Genomic DNA, 12,443 nt, shown 5'->3' with positions numbered 1-12,443 from the left:
CCGAACGGCGAGATCCCGTTCCTTGCCGACGCCCGGGACGCTACAGAACTGAACTCAGTACAGCTAGCCTGCGGACGGGGATTTCTCGGACGAGCCGGGAAGCGACAGACGAGGCCACGCACGGCAATCTGAAGTGAATTCAGGGTGACGGCAGTCAGACGGTGAACCGGCCGCCGTTGGCGAGCAGCACCGCGCCGATCAGGTTCGCCGCGGCGTCACTGGCCAGGAACAGGGCGATGTCGGCGATCTCCTCGGCGGTCGCGTACGGGCGCACCCGCGGGTCGGCGAACCCCGAGCGCAGCACCTCCGGCGTACGTACGGCCATCCCCGTCTCGGTCGGCCCCGGCGCGACCACGTTCACCCTGATCCCGGACGGGATGACCTCCTTGGCCACGGCCTGGCACAGGGCGTGCACCCCCGCCTTGGACGCGGCGTAATGAGGGTAGCCGACCGGGGCGTCGAAGGCGGACGACGAGCCGATCACGACGATCGCCCCCGCCTTCTCCGGCCGCATGGCCCGCACCGAGGCGCGCAGCACATGGAAGGTGCCGTCGAGGTTGATCCGCATGACGCGCCGCCAGGCCGCGTCCTCGAGCACATCGGTCACCTCGGGCGGACGGCCCTCCACCAGGGCGTCCGCGATGCGCTGCTTGGCCTGCGGATCGTCGACACCCGCGGCGTGCACCACCAGATCGAGCCCGCCGTACCGACGCAGCACGTCGTCGACGGCATGGTCGACCGCCGCGGCGTCCGCCACGTCGACGGCGAGCGCCCGGCCGACCGGCACGTCCTGCGCGACGGCCGCCGCGCTCGTACCGTCGACGTCGGCCAGGACCACCGCCCGGGCCCCTTCGGCGGCCAGCCGCCGGGCGACGGCCGCGCCCATACCCGAGCCCGCACCCGTCACCAGGGCGACCTTGCCCTCGAACCGGCCCGCGTGGGCCCCTCCATGCGCCATGACGACCTCCAGCACCATCCGATATTGAACTGACTTCACCTCTCTTACCGTGCCGACCCGGCACCGACAAGGTTCGGGACAGGCTCGATGCAACCGTCTTGAGATGTGAACTGGATTCGGTTTTACTGAACACCGGCCCCCACCGAAGGAGATTTCGCGTGGACGCGGAAGTCGTCGATCTACTCATCATCGGGGCGGGCATGGCGGGCCTGACCGCCGGTGCCCGTGCCGTCCGCAGCGGCCTGTCCGTGGTGCTGGTGGATACCAGCACGGACGTGGGCGGCTCCGCGCGCTTCGCCGGATACGCGTGGACCGCTCCGAGCCACGACATCATGGACCGGCACAATCCGGGAGGGGACCTCACGCTGAAGCGCGCCCTCGTGGACCGGTTCGACGAGGGTGTTTCCTGGATCCGCTCCACCGGGGTGGAGGTGAAGGACGCACAGCGCATCCTGAGCTTCGGCCGCGGACACCAATTCGACACCGGTCACTATCTCGACACCTGCCGTCGGCTCATCCTCGACGGCGGTGGCCGACTGCTGCTCGCCACCCACACCGAACACCTGCTGACCGAGCACGGTGCCGTCGTGGGAGCCCTGCTGAGGTCAGCCGACGGCACGCACAGGACGGTCGGCGCCCGCGCCACGCTCCTCGCGACCGGCGGGTTCCAGGGCGACCTCGCGCTCCGCACCGAGCATGTGCACCCCCACGCCGACCGCATGGAGCTGCGCTCCAATCCCGACAGCCGCGGCGGTGGCTACCGCCTGGCCACCGGCGTGGGCGCGGCCACCGGCCACGCCGACGCGGGCTTCTACGGCCACCTCATTCCGAGCCGTACGCCCTTCACCGACCCGGTGGACTTCGTCGACCTGTCGCTGTACTACAGCGAACACGCGCTCCTGTTCAACCTGCGCAACGAGCGCTTCGTGGACGAGACGCTGGGCGACCACCTCACCTCCATGGCGCTGCTGGAACAGCCGGAGAGCCGGGGACTCCTCATCGCCGATGCCCGGGTGTTCCGCGACTGGATCGTGGGCTCCTACGTCGAGGGCGCGGTCGCCGTCGACAAGTTCGCGCTGGCGAACAAGCGAGGCGGCCGTGTGGGACTGGCCGAGGATCTCGACGAGCTGGCGTTCCTCCCCGAGGAGTGGGGTTACCGGGGTGAGGCCATTCGGGACGGGGTCCGGCGGTTCAACGAGCGCGCCTCGGCGGGGCTCGCCACGGCACCCGGCCGGGAGCTGGACCCGCTGCCGCTGGACGAGCCCCCGTACTACGTCATCGAGACGGCACCGGCCATCACCTTCCCGTTCCACGGAGTACGCATCGACGATCAGGCGCGGGTCCTGGCAAAGAACGGGGAGCCACTGACGGGGCTACTGGCCGCCGGTTCCGACACCGGCGGCCTGTGGCACCGCGCCTACGCGGGCGGTATCGCGTCAGCCCTCGTCTTCGGGCTGACCGCGGCGGACACCGCCGCGGCGCAGGCCCGCCACCCCTGACCCCCGGCGCGGCGGCGGGCCCGTCAGCGGGCCCGGCCCGCCTCCGGGACTTCCTCACCGGGCGGCACCGGGCCCGGCGGGGTGCCGTCGCCGAAGGGACGCCCGCCCAGCTCCTCTCGTCCGTGCGGGGTCGACCAGACGGAGAGATCGGGGCCGACGGGGACGATGCGCGTGGGATTGACCGCGGTGTGCACCTGGTAGTAGTGCCGCTTGATGTGGTCGAAGTCCACCGTGTCGCCGAATCCGGGCGTCTGGAAGAGGTCGCGTACGTACCCCCACAGCACCCGGTCCTCGCTCAGCTTGTTGCGGTTGCACTTGAAGTGGCCGTTGTAGACGGCGTCGAAGCGCACCAGCGTGGTGAACAGCCGGATGTCGGCCTCGGTGATGGTGTCGCCGACCAGATACCGCCGCGTGGCCAGGCGCTCCGACAGCCGGTCCAGACGGGCGAAGAGAGCCCGGTAGGCGTCCTCGTAGGTGTGCTGGTGCTTGGCGAAACCGGCCAGGTAGACGCCGTTGTTCACATCCTGGTAGACCCCCTCCATCACCTCGTCGATCTCATCGCGGTGCTCCTCGGGATACAGGTCCGGCGCCCCCTCCCGGTGCAGGGCGGTCCACTCGGTGGCGAAGTCGAGGGTGAGGCGCTGGAAGTCGTTGGTGACCAGCTTCCCGCTGGGGACGTCGACGATCGCGGGCACGCTCACCCCGCCCGGGTACTCCTTCTCGCGGGCGTCGTACGCCTCGCTGAGGAACGCGATGCCCAGCACCGGGTCCCGATCCCCCTTGTCCAGGGTGAAGCGCCAGCTCCGCTCGTCCTGGATGGGGTCCGTGACCGCCAGCGACAGGGCCGGTTCCAGGCCGAGCAGCCGTCGTGAGATCAGCGCCCGGCTCGCCCAGGGGCAGGCCCGGCTGACGACCAACCGGTACCGCCCGGCCTCGACCGGCCAGCCGTCCCGGCCGTCGGCCGTGATCCGGTCGGAGAAGTGCGGCCCGGACCGGGTGAATTCCTTCTCTTCACGGGGCGTCTCCTGGCCAGCGGTGTTCAATTCGGTTACCTCCCGAAGCGTGCGGAGCGTCTGCATACGCCCGACATATGTACGACTCGGCTCACTACCTACCCTCCTCCACACCGGGGAGACACGCGACGCGGCTCGATCCCAGTGACATCCCGGTGCGGGCGGCGAGTGCTCGGCCTAGGGCGTAGGCGACATCCCACAGGCGGGAACCAGGGGCGGCCGTGTCCCAGTCGATGAAGGCCCACTCGTCCTCGTCGCCGACCAGCCGCCGCGCGGGCTCCAGCAGCGCGAACCGGTGCCGCCGGACAACGGCTCTTCGGCATGCCGCGCCGGGTCAGTCTGAAAACGGCCATTATCCCGCAGGTGAAGGACTCGTGGACACCACTTCGCATTCTGAGCACAAAATCACCAAACGGGCAGCGCATATGCAAGGATCCGAGCCCCCCGGGTCGATCCGGCCCGGGATGCGGAGGGGAATCCATCGTGAATTCATTGACCTTCAGATCCGCTGTCGGGGCGGCACTGACGGTGGCGCTGTCGGCCGTGGCACTGCCCGCCTCTGCCGCGAGTGCGGCGCAGACGGGTGTGGTGGACGGGGCGACCGCCACGTCCTTCGGGCAGTTGGCCGACGCGCTGCTCACCGAGCGTACGGCGGCGCTGCTGGACGGGCAGCAGGCGCGGCGTGCGGCGGCACCGGCCACCAAGAAGGCGCGGCTGTCGACCGGTCTGACGCGGACCGAGAACACGGCGCTGTCCACGCTGCGGACCCGCAAGGCGCGGCTGGCCGCGCTGGGCGAGGCGTACACGGACGCCGACACCAAGGTCACCGTGGGCGCGACCCGTGTCGTGGACGGGCATGCGACCGTCCAGGCCACGGAGACCACGACGCTGACGTACAAGAAGATCCGCGGGGACGAGCCCGCGACGACCAGCTTCCAGGCCCACCACGAGCTGAGCTTCACCGCCGGGACCGGCGGCAAGTGGGAGCTGACCGGCATCAGGCCCACCGACGAGGGGCCGACCGCCATCAACGAGCCCGCCACGGTGTCGGTGAAGAGCGCGGCGGCGCTGCCCAGCGCGACCCCCGCGGCCACCTCGAAGCCGTCCCAGCAGATGAGCAAGCCCGCGGGGGCGTACAACTACGCGGCGATGGCGACGTACGCGGAGAAGTACTGGAGCAACTACAACCCCGCCTACCGGAAGTTCAACGAAGCCGGCGGGGACTGCACCAACTTCATCAGCCAGGCCCTGAAGGCGGGCGGCTGGAAGCACGCGCCGGGCGACGCGGTGGACTACCGCACCTGGTGGTACGACACCTCAACCCAGGCGACGTCCTGGGTGGGCGCCAACGAGTGGTCATGGTTCACGCTGGACGCCAAGCGGGCGACCAACCTGGCGAACGTGTACTACATGGGTGTCGGGGACGTCATGCAGATGGACTTCGACCGGGACGGGTCCAAGGACCACACCATGATGGTCACGTACCGCTCCTCCAGCGGTGTCCCGTACATGACCTACCACTCGGTCAACACCTACCGGAAGTCGGTGGCGAGCATCATCGCCTCCAACCCGAACTCGCTGTACTACGCGTACCGCACCTGACGGAAGCACACCGGTGACCGTGGCCCTCGCCCTTCGGGTGGGGCCACGGTCCGTTGTCAGGCGCGGTGCTCGGTGGGGGCGTTCTCCGCCGGACCGGGGCGAGCCGCGGCCGGTGTCTCGCGGCTGAAGGCGTGCTCCGGTTCCGGACCGGGGAGGTGGTGGATGGCGCCGGGGCGGAGGCCGTCGAGGTGGACGGCGATGTGGCGGCGGGCGGTGGTGTCGAGCCACTCGGGCGGAGTGTTGGGGAGCGGGCGGCTGATGATGGCCGCGGCCATCAGCAGATCGATGGAGTTGACGTCGTCGCGCACCGCGCCGCGCTCCCGGCCGCGGGCGAGCACCGCCTCCAGGGAGCCGGTGATGCGGTGACGCAGGACGATGACTTCCTCGTCGTGGAAGGCCGGGCCGCCGAACAGCGGGAGGACGAGGCGGGAGCGCTGGTCGACCGCGCCGGTCAGGAAGCGTTCGACGGCCCGCAGCGGGGCGTCCGGACCGCCCTCCTCGGCCACCTCCTGTGCGGCCCGCGCCTCGGCCAGTACGGTTTCGTAGCCCTCGATGGCGACGTGCCGGCAGAGCGCGGCGCGGTCGGGGAAGCGGCGGTAGAGCGTCGCGATGCTGACGTTGGCGCGGCGGGCGATGTCGTCCAGGGGCGCGGCGGTGCCCTGCTCGCTGAACATCGCACGGGCCGCGTCCAGGATGCGCTGCTGGTTGCGGCGGGCGTCGGCGCGCATAGGGGGCTTCGAGCGTATGGAATCCTGACCGTCCCTCACGTCCTCCGCGCCTTCCCCTTGTGGCGTACAACATGCCGTGGATCACACCGCACGACTGAGCCTAACCGGGCAGCGGGCAGGATCCGACCGTTGTGGGCGCCGACGTACGGGTCCATGGGCGCTACTACCGGGATCCGCCGGAGTTCCTGACGTTTCTGCACGGCGGGTCCGACGGGCTGGCAGGATCTCGCGGACGACGACGGGGCCGAGGAGTACGCGTTCGCAAAGTTCATGTACGGGTTCCTCGAGGACCACGCCGCCGTGGAGCGGAGCGTGGAGGAGGCGCGGCGGCGGTGTGCGGCGGGGGATCCGGCGGAGGCGCTGGTGCTGGGACGCGATCTGCACTGGGCGTCCGGGGGCGAGCCGGTGCTGGAGGAGTTCGTGTGGGAGCTCTTGGCGGCGGCGTACGGCGCCCTGGGCCGCCCCGCGCTCGCGGGGATCGCCGCCGCCCATCACCGCCACCGTGAGCTGCCCCGGGTCGATGTGCTGGCCCCGCGCTGCTGAACAGGTGTCGCTACGCGCCGTCGGCCCAGCCGGTGGCGGCGACCAGCTCTCGTGCGATGTCCACCACCAGTCGCCCGTCGGTGGCCACGCGCAGGGTGTTCGCGGGGGCCTGCTCGTCCAGGAGGCGGGCCTTGCGGGCGCTGCCGCGCAGTTCGTGCTCCAGTTCCGAGCCGAGTTCCCGGCCCGTCAGCCGCTCCTCCGTCGTGGCGTCCGAGGCGGTGAGCAGGACGCGTACGATCCGGGCACAGGGCCTGGTGGCGCGCTCGATCATGTCCGTGGTCGCGGGCAGCACGCTCACGGTGTTCGTGTAGACGAGGCGCCGGTGGCCGAGTTCGGCGTAGTTGGCCCAGAGGGCGGTCAGGTTGCGTTCGGCGATCTTCCTGCGGTGAGGGTCGTCCTCGGGGGCCGGATGCACCTGGGCCATGAAGTCTCCCTCGATGATCGCGTGGGGCACCGACGCGGCGCGCAGCTGTGCCGACACCTCCCAGCCGACCGTGGTCTTGCCGACGCCCGCGCGTCCTCCGATGACGAGTACCTCGGTGTGTTCCATGGAGGGAGGGTGTCAGCCGCGGGCCGCCGGGCGCGATGCGTTATCCGGGGCGGCGGCGAGGGTGTAGCCCGGGGTGAGCTGCGGGAATACGGCCTGCGCGGGCGGCGGTTGCAAGAAGTTGATCACCATAACCGCGTATGTGAGCGAGGAAGCATCATGGCGCAGGCCACCACCGCACCCGGTCCCGGCGCCCGGGGCGGCGCCGAGGATTTGCGGGGCCGGACGGTCGTCCTGATCGGCGGCGGCTCCGGCATCGGGCTGCGGGTCGCGCGCCGGGTGGTCGACGCCGGAGCACGGGTCGTGCTCGGCGGCCGCACCGCGGCCCGGCTGGAGTCCGCGGCCGCCGAACTGGGCGAGGCCGCCACGTGGCGCACCGTGGACACCCGTGACACCGACTCGCTCGCCGCCTTCTTCGACGGGGTCGAACGGGTCGACCATCTCTTCACCTCGGCGGCCTCCTACCGGGTCGGGCCGATGCGCGAACTGAGCGACGAGGATGCCGCGTCGCCCTTCGACTCCAAGTTCTGGGGCCAGTATCACGCGGTGCGCGCGGCCGCCCCCAAGCTGGCCCGGGACGGGTCCGTGGTGCTGATGTCGGGCGCGGCGTCCGCCCGCCCCGCCGGGCCCGCTCCCGCGTACGTCGCCTGCAACGCCGCGATCGAGGGCCTCGGCCGGGGGCTGGCGGTGGAACTCGCCCCGGTGCGGGTCAACGCGGTGGCACCCGGCACCGTCGACGGCCACCTGTGGGCGAACCGCCCGGCCGCCGACCGGGACGCCGCCTTCGCGCAGTACCGGCGCGACGCGCTGCTGGGCCGCCCGGCGGCCGAGGACGAGATCGCGCAGGCCGTGGTCTTCCTCTTCACCAATGGCTTCACCACCGGCTCCACGCTCTACACCGACGGCGGTTACACCCTGCGCTAGCGGCCTTACGACGACAGGAACTCCGACAGGCCCTCCAGCAGCCGGTCCACGTCCTCGGTGCTGGTGTAGGGGGCCAGCCCGATGCGGAGTCCGCCGGTGTCGCCGAGGCCGAGCCGGCGGGAGGTCTCGATCGCGTAGAAGGATCCGGACGGTGCGTCCACGCCGCGGCGGGCCAGATGGCGGTAGGCGTCGGTGGTGTCGCGGCCGTCGATGGTCATGAGGAGGGTGGGGGTGCGGTCCGCCGCGCGGGAGTGGACCGTGATCGGGTCGAGGGCGGCCAGTCCCTTGTCGATGCGCAGCCGCAGCGCGTCCTCGTGTTCTTCGAGGGCCGCGTACGCCGCCGCCAGGCGTTCGCGGCGGCTGCCCCGCGCCCGGGGGTCCAGACCCGCGAGGAAGTCGACGGCGGCGCGGGTCCCTGCGAGGAATTCGTACGGCAGGGTGCCCAGCTCGAACCGCTCGGGGATGGCGTTCGTGGAGGGGAGCAGCTTGTCGGGGTGCAGGGTCTCCAGGAGTTCGGGGCGGCCGGCCAGGACGCCGAGGTGGGGGCCGAGGAACTTGTACGGGGAGCAGGTGTAGAAGTCCGCTCCGAGCAGGTCGAGATCGACGAGGGAGTGGGCGGTGTAGTGCACGCCGTCGACGTACAGCAGCGCCCCGGCCTGGTGGGTGCGGCGGGCGATCTCCGCTATCGCCGGGCGCGTGCCGATGAGGTTCGAGGCGGCGGTGACGGCGACCAGCCGGGTGCGTTCGCTCAGGACGGCGCTGATGTCGTCGGGGGTCAGCTCGCCCGTCGCCGGGTCGAAGTCGGCCCAGCGCACGGTGGCCCCGGCCCGGTCGGCGGCCTGGATCCAGGGGCGGATGTTGGAGTCGTGGTCCAGGCGGGTGACCACGATCTCGTCGCCCGGCGACCAGGTCGTGGCGAGCGTACGGGAGAAGTCGTACGCCAGTTGGGTGGCGCTGCGGCCGAAGACGACCGCGGTGGGGTCGGCGCCGAGCAGGTCGGCCATGGCCTGCCGGGCGGCCGCGACGATCGCCTCGGCGTTGCGCTCCCCCGCGGTGGTGCGGCCCCGGTTGGCCAGCGGGTGCGCGAGCGCGTCGGTGATGGCCTCGATGACGGGTACGGGGGTCTGCGTACCGCCGGGGCCGTCGAAGTGGGCCGACCCGGCCGTCAGGGCGGGAAACTGCGCGCGGATGGCGGCGATGTCGTACGTCACGGCAACTCCTTGCTGCGGTGCGGAGGGCGGTCGGCGGATGAGGCACCGTGGTGATCGATTATGGAGTTCGCCGGGGCTGTGGGAAACAGCGCCACGGCCCGGCCGCGGCGGGCCGCGAGGTGTACCCGGGGGCGGGGGCGTGATCAGGCGCGCGCCCGGCCGCCCTGATTGAATCTTCCCATCAGGCATATAACGGGAAGAACGGTCACCCGGCCCCGCGGCGCGGGTCCGGGGCACGGAGGGCGGTGGCACCGGCGTGAGCAGCGAGTCTCCTCCGCCGGAGCGGGCGCCGAGGCGGGAGGGCGGAGGGCGTCCCGGCATCCGGCGCGGTCGGCGGTCGCGGTACGCGACGCTCGGCAGCCGTCCGCGCCGGGGCCCGGGGGCCGTGGCGCGGGAGCGGGCGGGGCGCGCGGGGAGCGGGGCGGGCGACCGGGTGCATCCCGGGCTGCGGCTGGCCGCCGCGTACGCATGGCGGCTGCTGGCCGTCGGGGTGGCGGTCTATCTGGCGTTCACCGTTCTGGGGCGCTTTCAGCTGGTGGCGGTCGCGGTGTTTCTGGCCCTGGTGGGCACCGCGCTGCTGCGGCCGTTGGCCGATGTGCTGGCGCGGTGGCTGCCCCGGCCGCTCGCGGTGGCGCTGGCGGTGTTCGGGAGTCTGCTGGTGGTGTTGGGGTTACTGGCGCTGGTGGGCAGTGCGGCGGCGGGCGAGGCGGGCAGGCTCGTGGGCGAGTTCCGCGGCGGGATCGGCCGGATCACGCGCTGGCTGGAGGGGCCGCCGTTCCATGTCCGGCACCGCACGCTGACCGGGCTGCACGACAGGATCAGCTCGTTCGTCTCGGCCCATCGCGCCACGCTCATCAGCAGGGCGCTCAGCAGTGCGGGCCGGGTCGTGGAGGCGCTGACGGCGGCGGTGCTGGCGCTGTTCTGCTCGCTGTTCTTCGTGCATTCCGGTGACGGGATGTGGCGGTGGTTCCGCGAGCAGCTTCCGGAGGCGGCCCGGTCGCCGTGGGACCGGGCGGGCCGGGCGGCCTGGAACACCTTCGCGGGGTACACCCGGGGGATCATCCTGGTGGCGGCCGCCAACGCGGCACTGGTCGGCCTGGCCCTGTTGCTGCTGCGGGTGCCACTGGCGCTGCCGCTGACCCTGCTGGTCTTCTTCTTCACCTTCATCCCGCTGATCGGCTCGCCGATCGCGCTGGCCGTGGCCACGGTGGTGGCCCTGGCGGGGCGGGGGCCGGTCATCGCGGCGGTCGTGCTCGTACTCATCGTGGTGGTCGGGCAGATCGAGGGGCATGTGCTGCATCCGCTGGTGATGGGCTGGGCGGTGCGGCTGCATCCGGTGGTGGTGGCGATCTCGGTGATCGCCGGGGGCATCGTGGCGGGGGTGGTCGGCGCGATCGTGGCCGTGCCCATGGTGTCGGTGGCCTGGTCCGTGACCCGTGCGCTGCGCACCCCGTCCCGGTAAATTGCATCTCAGATTCGCATTATCTAATCTGGTGTCATGCGGCTGACGAAATCAACCGATCTGGCTCTCCGCGCCATCATGCGACTGGCGGTCGCCGGAGCAGAGCCGTGCACCGCACGGCAGATCGCCGGGGAGATGCGGGTGCAGTACAGCCACTTGGCGAAGGTGGCCGCCCGGCTCCAGCATCTCGGCCTCATCGAGACGCGGCGGGGGCGCGGCGGCGGGCTGGTGCTCACCGAGACCGGCCGCACCGCCTCGGTCGGCCAACTGGTCCGGGAACTCGAAGGGGCCGATGAGGTCGTCGACTGCGAGGGCGACACCCCGTGCCCGCTCCGCCAGGGCTGCCGGTTGCGGATGGCGCTGCGGCAGGCGCAGGAGGCGTTCTTCTCCTCGCTCGACCCGCTGACGGTCACCGATCTGATCGGTTCCCCCACCGGGCCCGTCCTGCTCGGGCTGGTGGGGCGAGCGCCGGGGGCGGACCGGTGAACCCGCGGGGGATGCCTCCCCGGCCCGCCCACGTCCGTACGCCGGTGCTCGCTACGCCCGCACTCACTACGCCGGCGGTCGCCGCGCCGGGTTTCTTCGCGCCGTTAAATACGAATCCTGCATACCACTTAGGAGCCGGTGATGCTCTCCCAGAAGTCCGCTGACACCGTCCGCGCCACCCTCCCCGCCGTCGGTGCGGCCATCGGGTCCATCACCGACCTGTTCTACCGGAAGCTCTTCGAGGCCCACCCGGAGCTGCTGCGGCACATGTTCAACCGGGGGAACCAGGCGGCCGGAATCCAGCGGCAGGCGCTCGCCGGTGCCGTGGCCGCGTTCGCCACCGCCCTGGTGGAGCACCCCGAGGTCCGGCCCGACGCGATGCTGACCCGGATCGCCCACAAGCACGCCTCGCTCGGCGTGAGCCCCGCTCAGTACCCGCTCGTGCACCGCCATCTGTCGGCCGCGATCGCGGAGGTGCTCGGCGACGCGGTCACCGAGGAGGTCGCAGCCGCCTGGGACGAGGTCTACTGGCTGATGGCAGGCGCCCTCATCGAGATCGAGCGGCGGCTGTACGCCGAGCAGGGTGTGCTGGCGGGCGGGACGTGGCGGCCGTGGGAGGTGGCCGAGCGGGTCCAGGAGACCGCGGACGTCGTCACCTTCCGGCTGCGGCCCGCGGACGGCCGCCCGGCACCGGCCTTCAAGGCGGGCCAGTACGTCTCGGTCCAGGTCGAACTGGCCGACGGGGCGCGCCAGATCCGCCAGTACAGCCTGACCAACCCGCCCGGCGCGACGGTGCGCTCCATCACCGTCAAGCACGTACGCGGCGGCACGGATCCGGACGGCGAGGTCTCGGGGCATCTGCACGAGCACCTCCGGGAGGGTGATGTGATCAGCGTGTCCGCCCCGTACGGCGACCTCGTGCTCGACGCCACGGACGCGCCGCTGCTGCTGGCGTCGGCCGGTATCGGCTGCACACCGATCGTCGCCATGCTGGAGGACCTGGTCGACCGGGGGCACCAGGCCCCGGTCATCACGGTCCACGCCGACCGCTCCCCCGCCGACCACGCGCTGCGCGCCGATCAGGAGCGGCTGGTCACCAAGCTCGCCCGGGGCTCCGCACACGTCTGGTACGAGCGGCCGGGCGACGCATGGCCGGCCGAGCGCACCGGCCGAGTGGACCTGACCGGCGTCGAGATCCCCGACGGCGTCCACGCCTATCTCTGCGGTCCGCTGGGGTTCATGCGGTCGGTGCGCGCCCAGTTGCTGGAGCGCGGTGTGCGGCCCTCGGACATCCACTACGAGGTCTTCGGCCCCGATCTGTGGCTGGCGCAGGACTGATCCCGGCCCGTCCGACCGCCGTTTTCGGTCGTCCTCGGCAGCCGACGGGCCCGGATTCTGGCGTGAAGGACACGAATGGCCCAGGGCGCGATCGCCTTCGTCCGGGTACTCGTGGGACGGTACGCATCACGG

At 71.7% G+C, this 12,443-nt stretch carries 12 protein-coding genes; 7 read left to right on the top strand and 5 right to left on the bottom strand.

Going from position 1 to position 12,443, the window contains the following annotated elements; translation table 11 throughout:
* Positions 1–154: 154 nt before the first annotated feature.
* On the bottom strand, positions 155–997 hold the full coding sequence (locus SSOG_RS44435; RefSeq protein WP_245606527.1) for an SDR family NAD(P)-dependent oxidoreductase: 843 nt from the start codon (positions 995–997) through the stop codon (positions 155–157).
* A gap of 119 nt (positions 998–1,116) precedes the next feature.
* On the opposite strand from SSOG_RS44435, the gene SSOG_RS44430 reads away from it, so the two are divergent.
* Entirely contained in the window at positions 1,117–2,457 is a 1,341-nt protein-coding gene (locus tag SSOG_RS44430) for an FAD-dependent oxidoreductase (RefSeq protein ID WP_009720889.1), read from the top strand.
* A 23-nt stretch (positions 2,458–2,480) separates the two neighbouring features.
* On the opposite strand, the gene SSOG_RS44425 is transcribed toward SSOG_RS44430, so the two are convergent.
* The gene (locus tag SSOG_RS44425) at positions 2,481–3,500 is read right to left on the bottom strand and encodes a glutathione S-transferase family protein (RefSeq protein ID WP_039940248.1); all 1,020 of its coding nucleotides are present in this window, start codon (positions 3,498–3,500) and stop codon (positions 2,481–2,483) included.
* 462 nt (positions 3,501–3,962) lie between these two features.
* On the opposite strand from SSOG_RS44425, the gene SSOG_RS44420 reads away from it, so the two are divergent.
* Positions 3,963–5,072, top strand: coding sequence for an amidase domain-containing protein (locus tag SSOG_RS44420; protein WP_009720887.1), 1,110 nt, complete (start codon positions 3,963–3,965; stop codon positions 5,070–5,072).
* A 56-nt stretch (positions 5,073–5,128) separates the two neighbouring features.
* Here SSOG_RS44420 and SSOG_RS55235 read toward each other — a convergent pair whose 3' ends face one another.
* The gene (locus SSOG_RS55235; protein WP_050800207.1) at positions 5,129–5,800 is read right to left on the bottom strand and encodes a TetR/AcrR family transcriptional regulator; all 672 of its coding nucleotides are present in this window, start codon (positions 5,798–5,800) and stop codon (positions 5,129–5,131) included.
* A 270-nt stretch (positions 5,801–6,070) separates the two neighbouring features.
* Here SSOG_RS55235 and SSOG_RS44410 point away from each other — a divergent pair, with 270 nt between their 5' ends.
* On the top strand, positions 6,071–6,343 hold the full coding sequence (locus tag SSOG_RS44410) for a hypothetical protein (protein ID WP_009720885.1): 273 nt from the start codon (positions 6,071–6,073) through the stop codon (positions 6,341–6,343).
* 10 nt (positions 6,344–6,353) lie between these two features.
* Here the strand turns inward: SSOG_RS44410 and SSOG_RS44405 are convergent, their stop codons facing one another.
* The gene (locus SSOG_RS44405; RefSeq protein ID WP_009720884.1) at positions 6,354–6,893 is read right to left on the bottom strand and encodes a nucleoside/nucleotide kinase family protein; all 540 of its coding nucleotides are present in this window, start codon (positions 6,891–6,893) and stop codon (positions 6,354–6,356) included.
* Between the two features lie 156 nt (positions 6,894–7,049).
* Between SSOG_RS44405 and SSOG_RS44400 the strand changes: the two genes are divergently transcribed.
* Positions 7,050–7,814, top strand: coding sequence for an SDR family oxidoreductase (locus SSOG_RS44400; RefSeq protein ID WP_009720883.1), 765 nt, complete (start codon positions 7,050–7,052; stop codon positions 7,812–7,814).
* Between the two features lie 5 nt (positions 7,815–7,819).
* On the opposite strand, the gene SSOG_RS44395 is transcribed toward SSOG_RS44400, so the two are convergent.
* Complete coding sequence (locus tag SSOG_RS44395) at positions 7,820–9,025, bottom strand: cysteine desulfurase-like protein (RefSeq protein WP_009720882.1); 1,206 nt, start codon at positions 9,023–9,025, stop codon at positions 7,820–7,822.
* Between the two features lie 256 nt (positions 9,026–9,281).
* Here SSOG_RS44395 and SSOG_RS44390 point away from each other — a divergent pair, with 256 nt between their 5' ends.
* From SSOG_RS44390 to SSOG_RS44380, 3 genes are all read left to right on the top strand, one after another.
* Positions 9,282–10,487: an AI-2E family transporter gene (locus tag SSOG_RS44390; protein ID WP_009720881.1), complete on the top strand. Its 1,206-nt coding sequence runs from the start codon at positions 9,282–9,284 to the stop codon at positions 10,485–10,487.
* A 36-nt stretch (positions 10,488–10,523) separates the two neighbouring features.
* Positions 10,524–10,973, top strand: a complete 450-nt coding sequence (locus SSOG_RS44385; RefSeq protein WP_009720880.1) for an RrF2 family transcriptional regulator — start codon at positions 10,524–10,526, stop codon at positions 10,971–10,973.
* A gap of 141 nt (positions 10,974–11,114) precedes the next feature.
* Positions 11,115–12,311, top strand: coding sequence for a globin domain-containing protein (locus SSOG_RS44380; RefSeq protein WP_039940244.1), 1,197 nt, complete (start codon positions 11,115–11,117; stop codon positions 12,309–12,311).
* Positions 12,312–12,443: the final 132 nt, after the last annotated feature.

The organism is Streptomyces himastatinicus ATCC 53653 (assembly GCF_000158915.1).
GTDB lineage: Bacteria > Actinomycetota > Actinomycetes > Streptomycetales > Streptomycetaceae > Streptomyces > Streptomyces himastatinicus.
The sequence above is the reverse complement of the archived record's forward strand: the minus strand, read 5'-3'. Positions and strand labels throughout refer to the sequence as shown.